This window comes from Hyphobacterium lacteum (genome assembly GCF_036330345.1).
GTDB classification, from domain to species: domain Bacteria; phylum Pseudomonadota; class Alphaproteobacteria; order Caulobacterales; family Maricaulaceae; genus Hyphobacterium; species Hyphobacterium lacteum.
Genome location: NZ_JAZDRP010000005.1, coordinates 268,695 through 289,042, shown reverse-complemented (window position 1 = coordinate 289,042; position 20,348 = coordinate 268,695). Strand labels below are relative to the sequence as shown.

The window sequence follows — 20,348 nt, the reverse complement described above, 5'->3', positions numbered from 1 at the left end:
TGCGAGGGGGAGTTGCGATGAAACGGGTTCTGGCAGGAATAGCCGCCGCCGCATGTCTGACCGCACCGGTCTGGGCCTGTGACAATGACGATGCCGACGGCGCGGATATCGGGCTTGTTCTTTCCGGCGGTGGGGCCTTTGCCAACACGCATATCGGCGTGATCCGCGCGCTCGAGGAAGAAGGCGTTCCGGTCCATTGCATTGTCGGCACATCAATGGGGTCGGTGGTCGGCGGGCTCTATGCGGCCGGCTGGTCTCCGGACGAGATGCGCCACGAGTTTGAAACCGCCGACTGGCCGCAACTCATCACAAACACGCTCGGCCGCGAGAATTTGCCCTATCGCGAGAAGGACCGGCAGGACGAATACTATTCCGATTATATCGCCGGCTGGGGTGAAAACGGGCTGATTTTGCCGTCCAGCGTCACCACGCTGCGTGGCCTTCAGGGCTTTTACCGCGACCTGCTGGACGAGGCGCCGCCGGACTTCGACTTCGACGATCTGCCCATCCCCTACCGGGCCGTGGCCACTGATCTGGGGACCGGTCAGGCCGTGGTTCTGGGAGACGGCGACATCGTCGAATCCATGCTGGCCTCCATGTCGGTGCCCGGCCTGTTCGATCCGCGCGAGATCGATGGCCGGCTGCTGATCGATGGCGGCATGTCAAAGCAATTACCGGTCGATGTCGCCCGCGAGATGGGCGCGGACATCATCATCGTGGTGGACACCACGGTGGAACCCGGCCCGCCACCAGCCAACCCGTCCGTGGTGCAGGTGGCCCAGCAACTGGTCCAGGTCCAGGTCTGGCTGAATCGCACCGAACAGGCAGAATTGCTGACGGAGCGCGACATCCTTATCCGGCCTGACCTGACCGGCCTGGCCACCGGGGCTTTCGAGCGGGCGGGCGAAGGGTTTGAAAGCGGCCTGGCTGCCGCGGAGCCCTACCGCGAGCGGATGCGCGAGATTGCTGCGATGGCAGCGCCGCCGCTCCATCGTCCCGATGCCATCGCGGCGCGCTTCACTGGCGGCGCCCGCACCGTCACCAATGTCCGGATCGACAATGAAACCATCGTCTCCGACGCCATCATCTCCGACCGGTTCGGCATCCACCCCGGCGACAGCGTGACCCGTCAGGACATCCGCGAGGGCCTGATCGAGGTTGCCGGGCTCGATACGTTCGGCGCGATCGATGCCGGATTCGAAACCGACGGTACGCTGACGCTCCGCACGGAGGAACGCCCCCTTGGCCGTAATCTATTCCAGGCCGGCATCACGCTTTCCAGTTCCTTCGAGCAGGATTCCCGCTATGTGCTGCGGGCGCGCTACACCCGGTCTCCGGTGAATGCTTCCGGTGCCCAGTTCTCGCTGAACGGCGCCATCGGTTCGGACATCGAGATCAGTGCTGAATGGCTGCAGCCTTTCGGCCGCGGTGGCCGCTTCTTCTATCTTGTCGAAGGCGGCTATACCGGGCAGCCGCTGGCCCTTGATATCGGAGGTGTCCGGATTGATCAGTACTGGATGACACGGCGATTTGCCGGCGGCCGTATCGGGCGCGATTTTGGGCGCTTTGGACGGATTTCCGTGCATTCCGAATACCGGAATGGCGAATATGACACCAAGTTCGAGTGGATACCCGATGGCGGCGATGTCGATCTGGAAACGGCCATTCTGGGTGTCGAGTTCGAACTGGACACGCTTGATCATCCCGATTTCCCGACCCGGGGGCAGGCCATTGATATTGGCTATCGCTGGGTCGCCGACCTTGTCGATGTGGATCCGTTTGATGACGTCTATGAGGTCTATCAGGTCCGCGCTCAGCAGGCTTTTTCGTTTGGCGATTGGGGCGTCAGTGTAAGCGGCGAAGTCGGCAGCTCCGAAGATCAGGGCAATACGCTCGAATCCCTTTTCTTCCTCGGCGGGTTCCGCAATCTGACGGCCATTGGCGAGCGGCAACTGCCGAATAATGACTATTCGCTGGTTGGCATCGAGGCCTATCGCCGACTGACCCCGTCCGACGCCGTCGGGGCGATCCCGATCTGGGTCGGCGTACTGGCGGAATATGGCGATTTCACACTCGATCTGGGCAGTGACGGCATATTTTACGGTCACACCTCATCGCTGACCGGCTATGCCGCGGTCAACACGCTGATCGGCCCGGCCTTCTTCGGCTATGGGTATGGGCAGCACGGCGACCAGACGGTCTTTGTCTATATCGGGCGGGAGTTCTAGAGGACTGACGGGTCTGTCCAGCTCAGCTGCGAATAGTGCTCCTCCTGACCGCCACCGCCCTGCGGCCGCTCCGGTCCGATCCGGTAGCGTGGCCGGTCACTGCAGACAAAAGCTTCGGATTGTTCTTTCAGGCTGTTGGCAAATCCGGCCTGCCCTGTGGCCTGCAACAGGGCCTCGATTGATCCGTCTGCCAGGAAGCTTTCGTCCATGGCGGCACAGGCAGCATCCAGATCGCGGATCGAGCCGGTGGCCAGCCGGCGATAGGCAGCCTGCCGCAATTCCGGCGGGCGGGTGCGCAGCTTGGCATCCGCCCAGTCCTCGGGGGCGCAGACAATGGCCGCCAGCTCGGAGGCCACGACTGCATCCGCCGCGGCAGCATAGGCTTCCGCCGGCGCCGCTTCCAGCCGCCGCTCGGCGCGCAGCGTGAAAGCCACGGCGCTCGATTGCAGCGTCTCGCAAGAGGTTGGCGGCTGGGAAATCAGGATCGGGATATCGGCATCAGGCACATCCTGGCTCTGCCAGGAAAAAACCAGCCAGAACCCGGCAACCACCAATGGCAAGGCCAAAGCGGCCAGAACAAAGCGAACCCATCCCATAGATCAGAGATTGCGGATGGAATGGGGCCAGAACGTGGCGGCCGGCCGGGTTTGACGCCCGGCGGGTAACCGGATGAAGAGGGCCGGTCAGATCGTCGCGGGATCGCGGAAGGTTTCCTCGTCCAGCTCGCCTTCCCATTTGGCCACGGTCGTCGCAACGGCGGCATCGCCGGTGACATTCACGACTGTGCGCGCCATGTCCATCACGCGGTCAACGGGCAGGATGAAGCCGACAACCAGAGCGATCTGTTCCGGCGATGCGCCGAACGTGCTGAGCACGGTCGCCAGCAAAAACAGCGAGGCCGACGGGATCCCGGCCGCGCCGATCGAGACGATGGCGGCGGTCAGCGCGATCATGAAATAATTGGCGAGGGTCAGCTCGATCCCGAAAGCCTGAGCGGCGAACAATGCGAGAATACCCAGATAGAGCGCCGTGCCATCCATGTTGATGGTCGCGCCCAGCGGCAGAACCGAACCTGCCACACCCTTTTTCACACCGAGATTCCGGCGCGCATTGGTGATGGTCACCGGCAGGGTCGCCGAACTCGATGCGGTCGAGAAGGCCACCGCCTGGGCATCGAATATCCCGCGGAAGAAGCGGATGGCAGGCAGTCTCAGAATGACCTTGATCAGGCCACCATATATCAGGATCACATGAACGAACAGGCCCAGATAAACCGTCAGGATCAGCCAGAAAATCGACTGGAAGGCTTCGATGCCATACGCCACGGTCGTGTAAGAGATCAGGGCGAAAACACCGAAGGGCGCAAACTCCATGACAATGGCCGTGACTTTCAGCACAGCCTCGGAAGCGCTTTCGAAGAACTTGCCAACAAGATCGCCTTTTTCACCGGCCAGCAGAATGCCGATTCCGAACAGCAGCGCGAAAAAGATGATCGCCAGAATATTGGCATCGGCCATCGCGGCAGCCGGGTTCTGAATGATTTCCAGTATCCGGTCCCAACCCGAAGGGGCGGTCTGCGATATGGCTTCCGGTGTAGCGCCGGAAAGCGCTTCGGCTGCGCCGGCACCCGGCCGCATGATCGTCCCGAAAACAAGACCGATGACATTGGCAAAGAAGGTCGTCACCAGATAGAGGCCGACCGTCATTAGGCCCAGCGTTCCCAGCTTGGCCGGCTCCTTCATGGCCACGACACCCGCCACAAGCGTGGTGAAGATCAGCGGTACAATCATCATCCGGATCAGGGCGATGAAGATATCGCCATAGGGCCGGATATAGCTTTCCAGGAATCCTTCTCCGCCCTCGCCCATGAATTGCTGGACAGCCAGGCCGAAGACGATGCCCAGGACCAGCGCGCCCAGCACGCGCTTCCAGAGCGTAATTCCGAACCACCATTTCATGATGCGCGGCCTCCCCGCCGATCAACTATTTCGGACGGCAGACTAGGCAAGCTTCATTGTGCGTCAATGACGGCGTGCGGCGTCCAGGAGCTTCATCACGGAGGTATAGGCAGTGCAGGCCGCCAGGCCGAGACCACCCAGCCAGAGAAGCACGGCCAGATTGCCGCCGGCCGGTGCCAGGGCCGCCGACATCAGAAGCAGCGCGATTCCGGACTGGCAGGCCAGACGGCGCCATCGGACATCACGATAGGCATTCGCCACGCGCATCGTGTTCCGGGAGAAATAATGGCTGGCGCTGGCCGCGCTTCCACCCCTCTCCTGGTCACGTTTTGACGACCTTCCGATCGAGTATGCTGCTTCCATCTGGCTCATAATTTAGTGACTATACGGAATTGTTTTACAGAGTCAAAACGCCGGATAAAAAATTGATTAAAATATGAAAATGGAAACCGTGCGTGACCGGACCGGAATCCAGAAAAGAAAAAAGTAGAAAAAAGGCGGCCCGGAGGCCGCCTCTGATTTCACAAAACTGTTGCACAGTATACGGATCAGGCAGCAATCGCGTTCTCGGATTCGATCACACAGGCAATCGCATTAACGGTGGATGCAATCCGCACCGCGGCCTGGATCTGCTCGGCCGACACACCATGCTTGCGCAGCTCGGCTTCGTGACTGTCGATACAGGCGCCACAACCATTCATCGCGGACACGACGAGCGACCACAGCTCGAAATCAGCCTTGTCGACGCCCGGATTGGCAATCACATTCATGCGCAGCTTGGCAGGCAGGGTTTTGTAATCCTTGGCTGATGCCAGATGCACAAAGCGATAATAGACATTGTTCATGCCCATGATCGCTGCCGCCGCCTTGGCTGCCGAGCGGGCTTCAAGCGATAGCTTGTCAGCGGTTTCGCCTTCAATCGCCTTCAGCACCGGACGAACGCCGGTTGCATGGGCTGCGGCCAGGAAGGCGCCCCATTTCTTCTGATCATCGAGAACAGTTTCCCGCGCCAGACTCGACAGGTTGAGCTTCAGATCCTTGGCATATTCCGGGACTTCCGATTTGAGCGCTTCAAGGCTCATGACAGATCTCCTTGTTGGGGTCGGAAAGGCACGCCGGGCAAAGGGGGAGGAAGCCCGGCGTGCCTCCGGTCAGGTCGCGATGGGTTACGCGGCCAGGGTTTCACCGCCCACAGCACGATTGCAGGGGCAGAGCTCATCAGTCTGCAGCGCATCGAGGACACGCAGCGTGTCTTCCGGATTGCGGCCGACATTCAGATTAGTGACATAGACGTGCTGGATCACATTGTGCGGATCGACAATGAAGGTTGCGCGCAGCGGAACACCTTCGTCAGAGCGCACACCCAGCGCATCGATCAGTGAGCCGGTCGTGTCCGCAAATTGCCAGATCGGCAACTTGTCCAGGTCCGGATGGTCGCGGCGCCAGGCCAGCTTGCAAAACTCGTTGTCGGCCGATCCGCCCAGCACGACGGCATCACGGTCAGCAAATTCCTCGTTCAGATCGGCAAATGCCTTGATCTCGGTTGGGCACACGAAGGTGAAGTCCTTCGGATAGAAGAAAATGATCTTCCACTTGCCTTCAAAGCTGTCCTGCGTGACGGCCTCAAAAGCACTTTCACCATTTTCTTCATGTTGCATGAAGCCCGGCTTCACACCGGTGATTTCGAATTCGGGGAGTTTTTCGCCAATTCCCATCATGATGACTGACCTCATTCATCTGGTTTCATTGAACGGACTTCCGCCCGCATCGTTCGACCGATATGGCGGCGGAAGAAACATAAATCCAATGAATTGTTTTTTGGTCTGCCATAGCGTATATCGATACTTGTCATGACCATGAATTTGCCCACGCTCCGCCAATTGCGCTTCCTGGTGACGCTCGCCGAGGAAGGTAATTTCTCGCGCGCTGCCGAGACCTGCCACGTCACCCAGCCCACCCTCTCGGCTGCGATCAAGGAGCTCGAGACCACGTTGAATGTCACGCTGGTCGAGCGCGGTGCCCGCGGCACAACGCTGACGCCGGCTGGAGAAGCCGCCGTCGAGCGCGCCCTGAAAACACTGGCGGAGGCCGAGGATCTGGTGCAGGCCGCGAGGGCGGCCGGCGAGCCTCTGAGCGGGCCTTTCCGTCTGGGCGTCATTCCGACCATCGCGCCTTTCCTTCTGCCGAAACTGTTGCCGCTCTTGTCGGCCGCGCACGAGAAGCTGCAACTCTATCTGCGCGAGGATCTGACCGAGCGCCTGTTTGATGGACTGCGCTCTCGCAATCTGGACGCTGCGCTGATCGCCCTGCCTTATGAAGCCACCGGCATTGAAGCGGTGAGCGTCGGGGCTGACGAATTCCTGTTTGCCTGTGGGCCCAAACATCCCCTAGCCGGAAAACAGACCCTCTCGGTCAGCGATCTCGAGAACGAGCAACTACTTATGCTGGAAGACGGGCACTGCCTGCGCGACCATGCTCTTTCGGTCTGTTCCGCGGCCGCATCCCGCTCGGATTTTGCCGCCACCAGCCTGCATACGCTGGCGCAGATGGTGAAATCCGGCCTCGGCGCCACGCTCCTGCCGCGCCTCGCCGTGGAGGGCGGTGTAACGGACGGTCTTGACCTGGCGGTCAAACCCTTCACGCCGGCCATTATCGGCCGCGAAATCGGCATCGCCTGGCGCAAGGGTTCGGCCCGCGAAACCGAGGCCCGCCTGATCGCCGAAACACTGAAGGGTATAATCTAGAAAAAAGCCCCCAGGGCTGGACCCCGGGGGCTCTGCATTCTCGGATCGGAGCGAACCCTACTCGCTGTCCATCAGCCGCTGGCTGAGGAAGGTGTAGAGCAAGGCATCACGGCGCGCGCTCTCGGCCAGATTGGCCGCCGATGAGTGCCCGCCTTCGGTGTTTTCATAATAGAGATAGGGATGGCCCAGCGCCTCGAGCAAATGCGCCATCTTGCGCGCATGGCCCGGATGGACGCGGTCATCCTTGGTCGAGGTGTAGAGATAGATCTCCGGATACTCTCCGTTCGCATCGACATTGTGATAGGGCGAGATCGTCCGCAGGAAGCCGCCTTCATCGGGATCATTCGGATCACCGTATTCCCCCATCCAGGACGCACCGGCGAGCAGCATATGATAGCGCAGCATGTCGAGCAGCGGCACAGCCGACACAACCGCGCCCCACAGGTCCGGGCGCTGCGTATACATGACACCCGTCAGAAGACCGCCATTGGATCCGCCATAGACGCCCAGATGATCGGGGCTGGTCAGCCCGTCCTCGATCAGCTGTTCGGCGACCGAGATCAGATCGTCGTAGATGCGCTGGCGATTCATCATCAGGCCCGCCTGGTGCCAGGCCGGACCGAACTCGCCGCCACCACGGATATTGGCGACGACATAGGCCCCGCCACGCTCCAGCCAGAGCCGGCCGCGAACGCCCGAATAGCTGGGCTGGATCGACACCTGGAAGCCGCCATAGGCGTAGAGCAGGGTCGGCGTTGTTCCGTCCATAACGGTGTCGCGATGGCGAACCACGAAATACGGAATCATCGTACCGTCGGTTGATGCCGTCTCCAGTTGCTCGACGATCAGATTTTCATCATCGAACCAGGCGGGCGTTGAATCGACCTGCGTCACACTACCGGTGGGGACATTCACCATGTAGAGGGAGTCCGGGGTCAGGAAGCCCTCTGCATTCAGGAAAGCGAGATTATGATGAGGACTGGTGCCGAACAGGCCCAGCGTCAAATTGTCCGGCGTCGGAATCCGGGTTCCCTGCCATCCGCCATCGCGCGTGTCGTAACGCCATAGCTGACCCGTCACATTGTCATCGATCTGGAGCAGAACGGTGCCGTTGGCGATCCCGATACCGCCGATCGACTGGCGCGGGCCGGGAACAAAGACCGTAGCAACGTCGCCAATCTCGCCGGACCTGGCAAATTCACCGAAATCAAACGACAGAAGCGCGCCTTGCGGGAAGACGTCGCCATTGCCGCGATCCCATTCCTCTTCCAGCGTGAAGAGGAGCTGATTGTTGTAAAGACCCGAGATCGAGGACCGGGCCGGGATGGGAAGGCTCACGGGCTCGCCTTCATCCGGCAGATACCACCATGTGGTTTCGAAGAATGTGTCTGCCTCCGAAGCCATCATGTAGACATTGCCGGCATTGTCCTCGACGCGGAATCCCCACACGCCGACATCCTCGCGATCACCACGCAGAACTTCGGTCGCGTCTTCCCAGGCCGTGCCACGTTCCCAGCGATACACCGATACAGGGTAACCGGACGTGGTGGAGTTTTCCTCGCTGGTCGCGAAACCGAACAGGACCGTGTCTTCATCAACCCAGCTGATCCCGCCCTTGGCTTCAGGGGATACGAAACCGTCTTCAACGAAAGTCCGGCTTTCCAGATCGAACTCGCGCCGGACCGATGCGTCCTGACCGCCATCCGACAGCGTGATGATGCAGCGGCGATAATCCGGGCTCAGACAGCTGGAGCCCTGCCAGACCCAGTTCACACCCTCGGCTTCGGCCACGGCGTCGAGATCAAGGACGGTTTCCCACTCGGTATTGTCCGAGAGATAGCTTTCCAGGCTGGTGCGGCGCCAGAGACCGTGAGTGTTGGTCGCGTCGCGCCAGAAATTCCAGATATAGCCGTTCTGATAGGAGCCATAAGGGATGCGATCATTGCTCTGATAAACCTCCAGCGCCGCATCGTAGAGGCCCTGGTAACGTTCATCGCCCGTCAGACGCTCGAAGGTCCGCTCATTCTGGCCTTCAACCCAGGCCAGCGCCTCCTCGCCTTCAACTTCCTCCAGCCAGACCCGCGGATCATTGGCCGGATCGATCTCGACAATATTACGCTCGGCCCCGTCTTCCATATCGGTAGCATCAGTCATATCGTTCCCGGTCCCAGTCGTGTCGGTGTCTGTCGCCGGTTGCGAACAAGCGACCAGCAGGGCGCCGGCAGCCGTTGCGGTCAAAAAGCGTTGCAGCATGTGGATCACTCCCCAAATATCGTTGACGATATCCCTAGCGCGGGCGGGCCGCGTTTCAAGTTAAACCCTCAACAGGATGCTGTGATGCGCGCCTTGAAGATGAACGGGACGGGAAATGCCTTCCTGCTGATCGATGCGCGCTCGACCGATATCGGGATCACGCCGGAACGTCTGTCAGCCTGGGCGAAGAAGCACGAATTCGATCAGGTCCTGAAGCTGGAGCCCAGCGAACACGGAGATGCCCGCTACCGGATCTGGAACCGGGACAGCGGTGAGGTCGGCGCTTGCGGTAATGGCGCCAGGTGCGCCGGCTGGTATCTCTGTGAGACCAGCAATGCAGCGAGCGCAAGGCTCGATACGGCTTACGGTTTAACGGACGCCATTCGTACTGGCGATTTCCGAATGAGCGTTGATCTGGGAGAAGCGCATACGGATTGGCGGGACATTCCACTGGCCCGCGAAATGGACACGCGTGCGCTGGACTATGAGATCGAGATGGACGGCCATCGCCTGCGCCGGCCGGGCGCGGTTTCCATGGGCAATCCGCATGCGGTTTTCTTCATCGACCCCCTCGACGGCCTTCCTGTCGAGACCCTCGGTCCGCGGATAGAGCACGACCCGCTATTTCCCGAACGCGTCAATGCCGGCTTCGTTCAGGTGCTGGCACGCGACCATATCCGCCTCAGGGTCTGGGAACGCGGTGCCGGGCTGACCAAAGCCTGTGGCACAGGTGCCGCCGCGGCCGTCGTCGCCGGTGTCCGGCGCGATCTCCTCGAACGAGAATGCCGTGTCGATGTGGATGGCGGACGGCTGCAGATAGACTGGAAACAGGACAATCATGTCTGGCTGGACGGGCCGGTCGAACTGGACGGTGAAGTGGAGCTGTGAAATCCGCCGCTTGACCGCACCCCGGCTTTTCCCCACTTAGGCCGCCTGATGTCGGACCAGGATGTCCATACTTCCCCGGAGCAACCGGAAACACAGGGCGCGAACGAGATTCACACCTTCGGCTGCCGGCTGAACAGCTGGGAGAGCGAGGTCATGCGCGGCCATGCCGAGGCGGCCGGTCTGGAAGGCGCGATCATCTTCAATACCTGTGCGGTCACCAGCGAGGCCGTCCGTCAGGCAAGGCAGGCCATCCGGCGTGCCCGACGCGCCAACCCCGATGCGCCCATCATCGTCACCGGCTGTGCGGCACAGGTAAATCCCGGCGAGTTTGCAGACATGCCGGAAGTCACCCGCGTCATCGGCAATGCCGAGAAGATGAAGGCCGAAACGTTCAAGCCACAGATACTGCTGGGTGGCTCCGGCAAGCAGCGCGTCTCGGATATCATGAAGGTCAGGGAAGTCGCCGGCCATCTGGTCGACGGGCTCGACGGCCGCGCCCGTGCCTATGTCCAGGTCCAGACCGGCTGTGATCACCGCTGCACCTTCTGCATCATTCCCTATGGCCGCGGCGACAGCCGGTCTGTTCCGGCCGGAGAAGTCGTCGAGCAGGTCCGCACACTGGTCGGTAACGGCTTCCAGGAAATCGTGCTGACGGGTGTCGATCTGACCAGCTGGGGGGCGGACCTGCCGGGTCAGCCCAAGCTCGGGCGGCTGGTGCAGTCCATTCTGAAGCAGAGCCCCGATCTTCCGCAGCTGCGCTTGTCCTCGATCGATGCCATCGAGATCGATGACGCCCTGTTCGAGACGATTACCAGTGAACAGCGCATTGCCCCGCACCTGCATCTCTCCTTGCAGGCCGGATCCGACATGATCCTGAAGCGGATGAAGCGCCGCCATTTGCGCGATGATGCGATCCGTCTCTGCACCCGGCTGAAACAGGCCCGGCCCGACATTGCTTTCGGCGCCGATCTGATCGCCGGTTTTCCAACCGAAACCGAGGACATGTTTGCCCAGACGCTTGACCTAGTGGAGGCATGCGATCTGGCCTACATCCATGCCTTCCCGTTTTCGCCCAGACCGGGCACGCCGGCTGCCCGCATGCCCCAGCTGGACCGCGCCATCGTCAAGCAAAGGGCCGCCCGCCTGCGAGACGTCGCGGCAGCCGCACTTGATCGTCATCTGTCGGGCCTGGTTGGCAGCATTCAGACCGGTCTGGTCGAGAAGCCCGGTTTTGCGCGCGCTCCGAATTTTGCCGGTATCCGTCTGACCCAGACGCCGGCCCGCGCTGGCGCCTTGCTGCCGGTCCGGATCACCGGCCATGATGGCCGGGAACTCCTTGGAGAACCGGCATGAGCGACAATGCGCCCAAGAAAGTAGGCTTTTTCTCCCGGTTGGCTGCCGGATTGCGGCGGTCATCCTCGGGCATTGCCGAGAGCGTAACAGCCGTCTTCACCAAGAAAAAGCTGGATGCGGCAACGCTCGAGGAGCTGGAAGACGCCCTGATTGCTGCCGATCTCGGCGCCAATACGGCAATGCGCGTCACCGAGCGCCTGGCGAAAGACCGTTTCGACAAGGAAGTCACGGACGAGGAAGTCAAGGAAGCGCTCGCCGAGACCATCGCCGAAACGCTGACACCGCTCGAAGCCCCGCTTGATATCGGTGCATCGGTCAAGCCGGAAGTCGTGCTCTTTGTCGGCGTCAACGGATCGGGAAAGACCACGACGCTGGGCAAGATTGCAGCCCGCCTGAAAGCAGAAGGCCGCTCCTGCCTTCTGGTCGCCGGAGACACCTTCCGGGCCGCCGCCGTTGAACAGATCGCTGTCTGGGGCGAACGTTCCGGACTGCCGGTCGAGAAACGCGATCTGGGAGCGGATTCGGCCGGCCTGGCCTATGACGCGGTTCAGCGCGCCCGGCGCGAAAGCCTGGATGCCGTCCTGATCGATACGGCAGGACGGCTTCAGAACCGGACCGAGCTGATGGACGAGCTGCGCAAGATCGTCCGGGTCCTGGCCAAGCTGGACGAGACAGCGCCACACAGGGTGATCCTGGTTCTCGACGGCACGGTCGGCTCGAACGCGCTCTCCCAGGCCGAAGCTTTCCTCGAAGCGGCCAGGGTGACAGGGCTGATCATGACCAAGCTGGATGGCACAGCAAAGGGCGGCGCGCTGGTTCAGGTCGCCGAGAAATTCGCCCTGCCCATTCATGCCATCGGTATTGGCGAGGGCATCGACGATCTCCAGCCTTTCAACGCCAACGCCTTTGCCCGCGCCATTGCCGGGCTGGAGGAAGCGTGAGCGCTGAGCTGATCGGCGCTGCGGCCATGCTGGCCTCGGCCTTCTTTCACAGCTTTGTCGGCCTCCTCACCAAACAAGCAGAAGACAAGCTCGTCTTCCGCTCGGTCCTGATGCTGACGGCGGCCATCATTTCAGCGCCGGCACTCTTCCTGTTTCCACCTCCGCCGCCCGAGGCCTGGCGCTTCCTCATTGCTGGCATGGGCATCCACTTTGTTTTCCAGATGGCGATGATCTCCGCCTTCCAGCGGGGCGACATGAATCTCGTCTACCCTGTGATGCGCGGGGCTGCTCCGGCCATGGCCGGCATCGCCGCTCTTGTTTTTCTGCGGGAATCGCTTGGCTGGGTCGAGATTGCGGGCCTCACCATCGCCACGCTCGCCATTCTGGGGGTTTCCTGGCCGGACTCGCATCGCATACCAAAGGCCAAGGCGCTGGCTTTCGCCTTTCTGGCGGCTGGCATGACGGCGCTCTACTCGGTCAATGATGCTTCGGGCGTGCGGGCCACGGGCAATGCCATCAGCTATCTGGCCTGGTTCTTTCTCTTGACCGCCTGGCCAATCACGCTGGCATCGCTGGTCCGCCGGGGCCGGGCATGGCCGGCCATCGCCCGGTCAGAATTGTCGCGCGGGATCAAGGCCGGCTTGGTGGGCGCCGCCTCCTATGCTTTCGCCCTTTACGCCTTGTCGATTGCGGCCGTGGCCCCGATGGCGGCGATGCGGGAAACCTCGGTGATCTTTGGCGCTATACTCGCCGCCTTCGTCCTGAAGGAGCCTTTCGGCCTGCGCCGCATCATTCTGGCAATCCTTCTTGCCGCGGGGCTCGTATTACTCCAAGTCGGATAGGCAAACGGAGGAAACACATGAGTCAGGCAAGGAAGACTGCGGGCCAGGGCGCCCAGCTCCTCACCGATGTCGGTCCCGTCATCGTCTTCATCCTGTTCTACAATGTTGGCCGCAATTTCGTGGGTGATGCCGCCATCTACTGGGCGACTGGCGCCTTCATGCTGGCGACCACAGCCGCACTGGCTTTTGCGGCCATTGTCCAGAAGCGTTTCCCGCCCATGCTGGTCGTGACTGCAGTGATCGTTCTGTCCTTTGGTGGACTGACCATCTGGCTGCAGGATCCGATCTTCGTGTACATCAAGCCGACCATCATCAATCTGATCTTTTCCTTTGCGATTCTCATCAGCTTTGCCTTCGGCTTCAATGTCTGGAAGGCGATATTCGGATCGGTTTTCCACCTGCCTGAGCGTATCTGGTGGATCCTGGCCATCCGCTGGTCACTCTTCTTCCAGTTCCTCGCCCTGCTGAATGAGCTGCTCTGGCGCCACATCAATGATTCCATTGTCCCGGAAAGTGCCCGCTGGTTTGCGGCACTGTCATGGAATGAAAGCCTGTGGGCGAACATGAAGCTGGGCGTTATGGCCATCACCTTTGCCTTTGCCATGGCCAACATACCGATATTACTGCGCCATCAGATCGAGGATGAAGAAAAGAGCGCCGATCGGCCGGGTTCTCCGTAGCCAGATCATTGTCATTGATCCGTGACACTTCTCGGCTAGGGTTTGTACGTCTCTAGCCAGGGTGGGACTAGATATGGGCAGCGATCCCGAGTTTACGCTTTCCGATTCACCGGGGCATCTCCTGCACCGCGCCCAGCAATTTGCCGCAGAGCGCTTTTCAAAGAATTTGTCTACCGGTGACAAGCTCACCCAGCGGCAATTCGCCGTTCTGGCGGCAGCCGCTGCGAAACCGGGGCTGACGCAGACCGAGCTGGTCAAGGAAACCGGAATTGACCGCTCGACGCTGGCCGAGCTGGTATCGCGCATGGCCACACGCGGACTGCTCCGCCGCGAGGCTGTTGCCGGCGATGCCCGCGCTAATGCCATCCATCTGACAGACGAGGGTCAGGCGCTGTATGATCGCGCGCTCCCCGGCGCCATCTCGGCGGACGAAGCCATCCTGTCGTCCCTGCCCAAGAACAAGCGCGCCAGCTTCCTGGTAACGCTCAGCCGTATCGCCATGACGATCGAGGAAGCCGAGACCCGCGCCAAGGCTGAAAAGAAGAAACGGAAAGAGGCTGAGAAGAAGGCCAAGAAGAAGGCCAAGAAGAAGGCCAAGAAGGAGGCCAGGAAAAAAGCGCTTAAAGCGGCCGCAAAGAAAGCGCGCGAAAAGGCGAAAAACGCCTAGCCGGCTTCAAGGGCAGGGCGCAATTCCCGATCGAATATCTGCCGCGTCAAAGGCCCGGCCCACCGCGCCCTGATAATTCCCCGTGAATCGACGACAAAGGTTTCCGGCGCCCCGGTGACGCCCAGCGCAATCACGATTTCACCCATCGGGTCGAGCGCCACACCGGCAAAGGGATTGCCCAGCCTGTTGAGGAATGCATTCGCGGTTTCGCTGCTGTCGCGCCAGGCCAGCCCGTATATCGGGACCCCTTCTGCGCGAAGCTCCATCAGGAAAGGGTGTTCGGCTTCACACGGCGGGCACCAGGACCCCCAGACATTCAGAAGGTAGGCCCCGCCTTCGAGGCTCGATGGCGAAAAGCCCGGCCGCCCGTCCGGGACCGCCAGAGAAAATTGCGGCACCGGCTCGCCGATCAGATGGTCGGTCTGGTTGCTGTTGGTACGGGTCAGCAAGGCAAAGGCCAGAAGACCTGCCAGCAATCCCAGCACCAGGACCGGAACCAGCCTCAGCCAGCTCATTTATCCGCCTCGTCTTCCTCGCGCTTCAGATGACGCGAGGCCAGCGCGCGCTCGGCAAGGATAAAAGCGATAAGACCGCCCACACCCAACACGGTCAGCCCGTAGGCCGCCCAGACAAATTCCAGATACTCGCCCGGCTCAATCACGCCCGTCATGCCTTTGCCTCCCGGATCCGCTGGAGATTTCCGGCCTTGCGCGACATGATCGCACTGCGCATCCGGTAAAGCACCATCCAGCCGGCCAGGAAGGTGAAACCGAACACCATGATCATCAGCGGCAGTAACTGGCTGCCATGGATCGCCGGGCCGTCTGCGCGGAAGACAGTGGCGCCCTGGTGTAAAAGCCCGTCCCACCATTCCACCGAAAACCGGACAATCGGCAGATTGACGAGGCCAACCATCGCCAGAATGGCCGCAGACCGCGCGGCCAGTCTCTCATCTTCAATGGCCGCGCGTAGCGCAATATAGCCGAGGAAGAGCAGGAACTGGATCAGCATGGATGTCAGCCGGGCGTCCCAGACCCACCATACCGTCCATGTCGGCTTGCCCCAGATCGCACCGGTAACAAGGCAGATAGCGGCAAAGACAGCCCCCACTGGCGCCAACGCCGTGGCCGCAACATCCGCCAGGTTATGACGCCAGATAAAATAGACGAAGCTCGCAACCGCCATCGCCAGATAAAGACCCAGGCCCAGCCAGGCGGCCGGGACATGCACATACATGATGCGGATCGTGTCGCCCTGGTACCGGTCGGGCGGCGAATCGAGGAGCCCGAACCAGAGCCCGGCGGCAATCAGAAGCAACGCCAGACCACCGCAAACCGGAATGGCAATTCTGGCGAACGCCTCGAAACGCTTGGGATTGGCAAGATAGCTGATCATCTTGGCTCAACGCGTTAGCCCGGTCCTGTCCGGCGGACAAGTCCCTCATTGCCGCAGTCTATTCCAGGCGTGCCCTGAGAGCTGCCGCAATAGCGAAGGGTGCCAGCGCCACCAGGAACAGGCTCGAAGCACAGCTCAGCATCAGATTGGCGCTGGCAGCCGGGTCGCCTGCCAGTGATGCGCGGCCGGCACTGGCCGTGAACACCATTAGCGGGATCGCCAGCGGCGCTGCGATCAGGGCGATCACCAGCCCCCCGCGTCGCGCTCCGGCGGCCAGTGCGGCCGCCATCGCCGTAATCAAGCAAAGTCCCGGTATGGCCGCTGTCAGGGAAAGCGCCAGTATCCCGGCCGCTTCGGCGGGCAGACCGTAGGCAATTCCGGCTCCCCAGGCGACCAGTGGAAGGGGCCACATCGTGGCAGCCGCCACACCCAGAACCTTGGCCAGAGCGACAATCGAAAGCGGCATGCCCGAAAGCGCATAGGCTTCCAGCGTACCGTCGGTCACATCTTCCCCGAACAGGCGCTCGGCTCCCTGCAACACAGCCAGCAGAGTCACAAAGCAGATAATGCCCGGACCGGCTGCCTGGAGAGTCTCGGGCGATTGACCGATCGCGAGGGGCGCCAGCGTCAGACATGCCAGAAAGAATGCCGCGGGAGCGGCCGGCCCGCCACCACCCGCAAACCCCAGCCGTGCCTCGCGCAGGAAAATGCGGCCGGCCCTCATCGCACCAACTCCTCGACCCGGGCGCCGGGCCACTCCAGATCCTGGTGCGTGGCGGCGATCACGATCCCGCCACGCCCGCGATGCGCCTCAACCAGCCGGCTCAAGCGTTGCCGCCCGTCAGCATCCAGCGGCGCCGCCGGCTCGTCGAGTAGCCAGACCGGCTTGTCCTGAACCAGAAGTCGGGCGATCGCGGCGCGGCGTTTCTGGCCCTGTGACAGATTGCGGGACGGGCGGTCAGCCAGCGGCCTTAGCCCCAGCGCATCAAGCGCGTCCCCCACAGACTGCGTGCCGCCCGCCAGGGCCGACCAGAATTGCAGCGACTGGCGCGGTGTCTCGTCCGGTTTCAGGGCATTGTCGTGCGCCAGGAACGCACAAGCCTGTGCAGCGGCCCGGTCAGCCCGCTCTTCCGCATAGCGGATCTCGCCTGACGATGGCAGCAGCACGCCGGCGAGCGCACGCAGGAAGGTGGTTTTACCGACACCGTTCCGGCCCAGCAGCACAATGGCTTCGCCGGGCGCCGCAGAGATCGACAGATCCCGGATCAGCGGTATACCGCCTCGCTCCAGCGTGATCGCCTCGACCGAAAGCGGGCAGGTTGGAAAGGCTTGGCTCGTCATTGACTGCGATTTCACCCGCCCTACCCACCGGGTCAAGGCAAGAAGCCGTCATGCATGCATTGCAGGCTTTGCCCGCTAGGTCTAAAACGCGCGCGAACAGACAAGATGGCGCAGCTGACCAGACTGCGCTCCAACCCGATCAAGGACGCTCCCCATGGCTTCACTCGACAGCTTCAAATGCCGCCGCGAACTCGATGTTGATGGCAATTCCTATGTCTATTTCGACCTGAAAGAGGCCGAAAAGAACGGACTGGAAGGCGTTTCCCGCCTGCCAGCATCGCTGAAAGTGCTGCTCGAGAACCTGTTGCGAAACGAGGATGGCACGACAGTGACCCGCTCGGACATCGAAGCCATGGCCAAATGGGTACAGGAACGCAAATCCACCACAGAGATCGCCTATCGTCCGGCACGCGTCCTGATGCAGGACTTCACCGGCGTACCGGCGGTCGTGGACCTTGCCGCCATGCGGGATGCCGTCAAGCAGCTGGGCGGTGATCCGGAAAGCATCAACCCGCAGGTTCCGGTCGATCTGGTCATCGACCACTCGCTGATGGTGGACGTCTTTGGTTCCGACGACGCGTTCAAGCGCAATGTCGAACGCGAATACGAGCGCAATGGCGAGCGCTACAAATTCCTGAAATGGGGCGCCAGCGCCTTTGATAATTTCCGCGTCGTACCGCCGGGCACCGGCATCTGCCACCAGGTCAATCTGGAATATCTCGCCCAGACGGTCTGGACGAAGGAAGAAAACGGTCAGACCATCGCCTACCCGGACACGCTGGTTGGCACGGATAGCCACACCACCATGGTCAACGGCCTGTCCGTTCTCGGCTGGGGCGTTGGCGGCATCGAGGCCGAGGCCGCCATGCTGGGCCAGCCCGTATCCATGCTGATTCCGGAAGTCATCGGCTTCAGGCTGACCGGCAAGCTGCCGGAAGGTGCAACCGCCACCGACCTCGTTCTGATGGTTGTCCAGATGCTGCGCGAGAAAGGGGTTGTCGGTAAATTTGTCGAATTCTTTGGCGAAGGCCTGGATCATCTCTCGCTGGCCGATGAGGCCACCATAGCCAACATGGCTCCGGAATACGGCGCCACTTGCGGCTTCTTCCCGATCGATAATGAGACGCTGAACTATCTCGCTGATACCGGCCGCGACCCGGCCCGCGTAAAACTGGTTGAGGCCTATGCGAAGGCGCAGGGCCTCTATCGTCCGGAGTACGAGGTCGATCCGGTCTTCACCGATACGCTGGAACTGGACCTGTCCCAGGTTGTTCCGTCTCTGGCCGGACCGAAGCGCCCGCAGGACCGGGTGGCGCTGGACAACGCCGCTGATGCCTTCGCCATGACCTTGCACGAGGAGTTCGACAAAATGGCCAGCGCCCACAAGCGGGCCAAGGTCGAAGGCGAGGAATATTCGATCGGCCATGGCGATGTCGTCATTGCTGCCATCACATCCTGCACCAATACATCCAACCCGTCCGTCATGCTGGGGGCCGGCCTTCTGGCCCGCAACGCGCTCAAGCGCGGCCTGAAAGTGAAGCCGTGGGTGAAAACCTCGCTGGCGCCGGGTTCTCAGGTCGTGACCGATTATCTGGCCAAGGCCGGCTTGCAGGATGATCTCGACGCGCTGGGCTTCCAGCTGGTCGGTTATGGCTGCACCACCTGTATCGGCAATTCCGGTCCGCTGCCGGAGAAGATTTCCAAGGCCATCAAGGAAGGCGATCTCGTCGCCACCTCTGTGCTTTCCGGCAACCGCAATTTCGAAGGCCGGATCAGCCCGGATGTACGTGCCAATTATCTGGCCTCGCCGCCGCTGGTCGTCGCCTATGCCATTGCCGGCTCGATGAATGTCGACCTCTATAATGACCCGATCGGCTATGATGAGGAAAACGAGCCTGTCTTCCTGAAAGAAATCTGGCCGTCCAATCAGGAAATCCAGGACGCGGTCCGCACCGCCGTCACGCCGGAAATGTTTGCCTCGCGCTATGCCGACGTGTTCAAGGGCGATGATATCTGGGCCGGCATCGAGGTTAAGGGCGGTCAGACCTATGACTGGGACATGACCTCTACCTACATCCAGAATCCGCCCTATTTCGAGGGTATGTCGATGCAGGCGGCTGCGCCGGAAAGCGTCAGCAATGCACGCATTCTCGGCCTGTTCGGAGATTCCATCACCACCGATCACATCTCACCGGCAGGCTCGATCAAGGCCGACAGCCCGGCTGGCAGCTATCTGCAGGGACACCAGGTCGCACCGCGTGACTTCAACTCCTACGGTTCGCGCCGCGGCAATCACGAAGTGATGATGCGTGGCACCTTCGCGAATATCCGGATCAAGAACCGCATGTTCGACGGTCTTGAAGGCGGTTTCACAAAGAAATGGCCGGCAGGCGAGAAAGCCGACATCTATCATGCGGCCATGGACTACAAGGCCGAGGACACGCCACTGGTGATTATCGGCGGTAAGGAATACGGCACCGGATCCTCGCGTGACTGGGCCGCCAAGGGAACCCGCCTTCTGGGCGTTCAGGCGGTCATCGCGCAAAGCTTCGAGCGGATCCACCGGTCCAACCTGATCGGCATGGGTGTGCTGCCCCTGCAATTCGAGGGCACAGGCTGGGAAGAGCTGAACATGACCGGCGACGAGACAGTATCTGTCTCCGGTATCGAGACGCTGAAGCCGCGCGAGCTGCTCGACGTCACCATTACCTTCCCGGATGGCCGCACCGAAACCGTCAAGGCGCGGGCCCGGATCGATACCGAGAACGAACTGGAATACTACCGCAATGGCGGCATTCTGCACTATGTGCTCCGGCGCCTCGCGGCAGGCTGATACCGGCCTGTAACCGAATATTCCGGCTGGATGGATTACCGTGAGACCGGGCGATAATCGCCTGATCTCGCGGCAACTCCCGGCCGCGCCATCACAGCGGCGTGCGCCAATTGGCTTTTCCTGAGCCTTTTCTGCCCTATAAAGAGAGTGTTGGTTGGCGATCACTTCACGCGCGCTGGAATTTTTGTGCAGTTGCGTCACAGCGTTGTGATTCGCAGGCCGACT

General features: G+C 61.3%; 20 protein-coding genes. 9 read left to right on the top strand and 11 right to left on the bottom strand.

The genetic code is table 11. The features are described 5' to 3' along the window. Positions 1-17 precede the first annotated feature (17 nt). A complete protein-coding gene (locus tag V0U79_RS10325) occupies positions 18-2,228 on the top strand; it encodes a patatin-like phospholipase family protein (protein WP_330199427.1) in 2,211 nt (736 codons plus the stop codon). Here the strand turns inward: V0U79_RS10325 and V0U79_RS10320 are convergent. The 5 genes from V0U79_RS10320 to V0U79_RS10300 form a co-directional block, all read right to left on the bottom strand. Continuing rightward, positions 2,225-2,824, bottom strand: a complete 600-nt coding sequence (locus tag V0U79_RS10320) for a hypothetical protein (RefSeq protein ID WP_330199426.1) — start codon at positions 2,822-2,824, stop codon at positions 2,225-2,227. The two genes, V0U79_RS10325 and V0U79_RS10320, sit on opposite strands and share 4 nt — an antisense overlap. 87 nt (positions 2,825-2,911) lie before the next feature. Then, positions 2,912-4,186, bottom strand: a complete 1,275-nt coding sequence (locus V0U79_RS10315) for a dicarboxylate/amino acid:cation symporter (RefSeq protein WP_330199425.1) — start codon at positions 4,184-4,186, stop codon at positions 2,912-2,914. A gap of 63 nt (positions 4,187-4,249) precedes the next feature. Beyond that, the gene (locus V0U79_RS10310; protein ID WP_330199424.1) at positions 4,250-4,558 is read right to left on the bottom strand and encodes a hypothetical protein; all 309 of its coding nucleotides are present in this window, start codon (positions 4,556-4,558) and stop codon (positions 4,250-4,252) included. A gap of 176 nt (positions 4,559-4,734) precedes the next feature. Next, positions 4,735-5,268, bottom strand: coding sequence for an alkylhydroperoxidase, AhpD family (gene ahpD, locus V0U79_RS10305; RefSeq protein WP_330199423.1), 534 nt, complete (start codon positions 5,266-5,268; stop codon positions 4,735-4,737). An 84-nt stretch (positions 5,269-5,352) separates the two neighbouring features. Beyond that, complete coding sequence (locus V0U79_RS10300) at positions 5,353-5,904, bottom strand: peroxiredoxin (protein ID WP_373696467.1); 552 nt, start codon at positions 5,902-5,904, stop codon at positions 5,353-5,355. A 132-nt stretch (positions 5,905-6,036) separates the two neighbouring features. Between V0U79_RS10300 and V0U79_RS10295 the strand changes: the two genes are divergently transcribed. Then, on the top strand, positions 6,037-6,930 hold the full coding sequence (locus V0U79_RS10295; RefSeq protein ID WP_330199421.1) for a hydrogen peroxide-inducible genes activator: 894 nt from the start codon (positions 6,037-6,039) through the stop codon (positions 6,928-6,930). A 57-nt stretch (positions 6,931-6,987) separates the two neighbouring features. Here V0U79_RS10295 and V0U79_RS10290 read toward each other — a convergent pair whose 3' ends face one another. After that, complete coding sequence (locus V0U79_RS10290) at positions 6,988-9,183, bottom strand: prolyl oligopeptidase family serine peptidase (RefSeq protein ID WP_330199420.1); 2,196 nt, start codon at positions 9,181-9,183, stop codon at positions 6,988-6,990. An 84-nt stretch (positions 9,184-9,267) separates the two neighbouring features. Between V0U79_RS10290 and dapF the strand changes: the two genes are divergently transcribed. The 6 genes from dapF to V0U79_RS10260 all read left to right on the top strand — a co-directional run bounded on the left by dapF (position 9,268) and on the right by V0U79_RS10260 (position 14,554). Beyond that, a complete protein-coding gene (gene dapF / locus V0U79_RS10285) occupies positions 9,268-10,071 on the top strand; it encodes a diaminopimelate epimerase (protein ID WP_330199419.1) in 804 nt (267 codons plus the stop codon). A gap of 48 nt (positions 10,072-10,119) precedes the next feature. After that, entirely contained in the window at positions 10,120-11,424 is a 1,305-nt protein-coding gene (gene mtaB / locus V0U79_RS10280; RefSeq protein ID WP_330199418.1) for a tRNA (N(6)-L-threonylcarbamoyladenosine(37)-C(2))-methylthiotransferase MtaB, read from the top strand. Further along, entirely contained in the window at positions 11,421-12,365 is a 945-nt protein-coding gene (gene ftsY, locus V0U79_RS10275) for a signal recognition particle-docking protein FtsY (protein ID WP_330199417.1), read from the top strand. Before mtaB ends, ftsY begins: the two co-directional genes overlap by 4 nt. Next, a complete protein-coding gene (locus tag V0U79_RS10270; protein ID WP_330199416.1) occupies positions 12,362-13,207 on the top strand; it encodes an EamA family transporter in 846 nt (281 codons plus the stop codon). The genes ftsY and V0U79_RS10270 overlap by 4 nt, the downstream gene beginning before the upstream one ends. A 17-nt stretch (positions 13,208-13,224) precedes the next feature. Further along, on the top strand, positions 13,225-13,887 hold the full coding sequence (locus V0U79_RS10265; RefSeq protein ID WP_330199415.1) for an inner membrane-spanning protein YciB: 663 nt from the start codon (positions 13,225-13,227) through the stop codon (positions 13,885-13,887). Between the two features lie 73 nt (positions 13,888-13,960). Beyond that, a complete protein-coding gene (locus tag V0U79_RS10260; RefSeq protein ID WP_330199414.1) occupies positions 13,961-14,554 on the top strand; it encodes a MarR family winged helix-turn-helix transcriptional regulator in 594 nt (197 codons plus the stop codon). Here V0U79_RS10260 and V0U79_RS10255 read toward each other — a convergent pair. From V0U79_RS10255 to ccmA, 5 genes are read right to left on the bottom strand one after another with little or no spacing between them, the layout of a single operon-like run. Then, the gene (locus tag V0U79_RS10255; RefSeq protein ID WP_330199413.1) at positions 14,551-15,069 is read right to left on the bottom strand and encodes a DsbE family thiol:disulfide interchange protein; all 519 of its coding nucleotides are present in this window, start codon (positions 15,067-15,069) and stop codon (positions 14,551-14,553) included. The genes V0U79_RS10260 and V0U79_RS10255 overlap by 4 nt on opposite strands. Beyond that, complete coding sequence (ccmD, locus tag V0U79_RS10250) at positions 15,066-15,224, bottom strand: heme exporter protein CcmD (RefSeq protein WP_330199412.1); 159 nt, start codon at positions 15,222-15,224, stop codon at positions 15,066-15,068. Before ccmD ends, V0U79_RS10255 begins: the two co-directional genes overlap by 4 nt. Beyond that, positions 15,221-15,949 (bottom strand): heme ABC transporter permease, encoded by a 729-nt coding sequence (locus V0U79_RS10245; protein ID WP_330199411.1) that lies wholly within the window; start codon positions 15,947-15,949, stop codon positions 15,221-15,223. The genes ccmD and V0U79_RS10245 overlap by 4 nt, the downstream gene beginning before the upstream one ends. Positions 15,950-16,007: 58 nt before the next feature. Continuing rightward, positions 16,008-16,673 (bottom strand): heme exporter protein CcmB, encoded by a 666-nt coding sequence (locus tag V0U79_RS10240; RefSeq protein WP_330199410.1) that lies wholly within the window; start codon positions 16,671-16,673, stop codon positions 16,008-16,010. Then, positions 16,670-17,290 carry a heme ABC exporter ATP-binding protein CcmA gene (ccmA, locus tag V0U79_RS10235; RefSeq protein WP_330199409.1) on the bottom strand — a complete coding sequence of 207 codons (621 nt, stop codon included), beginning with the start codon at positions 17,288-17,290 and terminating at the stop codon, positions 16,670-16,672. Before ccmA ends, V0U79_RS10240 begins: the two co-directional genes overlap by 4 nt. 154 nt (positions 17,291-17,444) lie before the next feature. Here ccmA and acnA point away from each other — a divergent pair, with 154 nt between their 5' ends. Further along, positions 17,445-20,123, top strand: coding sequence for an aconitate hydratase AcnA (gene acnA, locus V0U79_RS10230; RefSeq protein WP_330199408.1), 2,679 nt, complete (start codon positions 17,445-17,447; stop codon positions 20,121-20,123). Positions 20,124-20,348: the final 225 nt, after the last annotated feature.

Bases quoted from the DNA above. Each gene is read 5' to 3' on its own strand.
- V0U79_RS10325 (WP_330199427.1), top strand. From the start codon at position 18: ATGAAACGGGTTCTGGCAGGAATAGCCGCCGCCGCATGTCTGACCGCA.
- V0U79_RS10320 (WP_330199426.1), bottom strand. From the start codon at position 2,824: ATGGGATGGGTTCGCTTTGTTCTGGCCGCTTTGGCCTTGCCATTGGTG.
- V0U79_RS10315 (WP_330199425.1), bottom strand. From the start codon at position 4,186: ATGAAATGGTGGTTCGGAATTACGCTCTGGAAGCGCGTGCTGGGCGCG.
- V0U79_RS10310 (WP_330199424.1), bottom strand. From the start codon at position 4,558: ATGAGCCAGATGGAAGCAGCATACTCGATCGGAAGGTCGTCAAAACGT.
- ahpD (WP_330199423.1), bottom strand. From the start codon at position 5,268: ATGAGCCTTGAAGCGCTCAAATCGGAAGTCCCGGAATATGCCAAGGAT.
- V0U79_RS10300 (WP_373696467.1), bottom strand. From the start codon at position 5,904: ATGATGGGAATTGGCGAAAAACTCCCCGAATTCGAAATCACCGGTGTG.
- V0U79_RS10295 (WP_330199421.1), top strand. From the start codon at position 6,037: ATGACCATGAATTTGCCCACGCTCCGCCAATTGCGCTTCCTGGTGACG.
- V0U79_RS10290 (WP_330199420.1), bottom strand. From the start codon at position 9,183: ATGCTGCAACGCTTTTTGACCGCAACGGCTGCCGGCGCCCTGCTGGTC.
- dapF (WP_330199419.1), top strand. From the start codon at position 9,268: ATGCGCGCCTTGAAGATGAACGGGACGGGAAATGCCTTCCTGCTGATC.
- mtaB (WP_330199418.1), top strand. From the start codon at position 10,120: ATGTCGGACCAGGATGTCCATACTTCCCCGGAGCAACCGGAAACACAG.
- ftsY (WP_330199417.1), top strand. From the start codon at position 11,421: ATGAGCGACAATGCGCCCAAGAAAGTAGGCTTTTTCTCCCGGTTGGCT.
- V0U79_RS10265 (WP_330199415.1), top strand. From the start codon at position 13,225: ATGAGTCAGGCAAGGAAGACTGCGGGCCAGGGCGCCCAGCTCCTCACC.
- V0U79_RS10260 (WP_330199414.1), top strand. From the start codon at position 13,961: ATGGGCAGCGATCCCGAGTTTACGCTTTCCGATTCACCGGGGCATCTC.
- V0U79_RS10255 (WP_330199413.1), bottom strand. From the start codon at position 15,069: ATGAGCTGGCTGAGGCTGGTTCCGGTCCTGGTGCTGGGATTGCTGGCA.
- ccmD (WP_330199412.1), bottom strand. From the start codon at position 15,224: ATGACGGGCGTGATTGAGCCGGGCGAGTATCTGGAATTTGTCTGGGCG.
- V0U79_RS10245 (WP_330199411.1), bottom strand. From the start codon at position 15,949: ATGATCAGCTATCTTGCCAATCCCAAGCGTTTCGAGGCGTTCGCCAGA.
- V0U79_RS10240 (WP_330199410.1), bottom strand. From the start codon at position 16,673: ATGAGGGCCGGCCGCATTTTCCTGCGCGAGGCACGGCTGGGGTTTGCG.
- ccmA (WP_330199409.1), bottom strand. From the start codon at position 17,290: ATGACGAGCCAAGCCTTTCCAACCTGCCCGCTTTCGGTCGAGGCGATC.
- acnA (WP_330199408.1), top strand. From the start codon at position 17,445: ATGGCTTCACTCGACAGCTTCAAATGCCGCCGCGAACTCGATGTTGAT.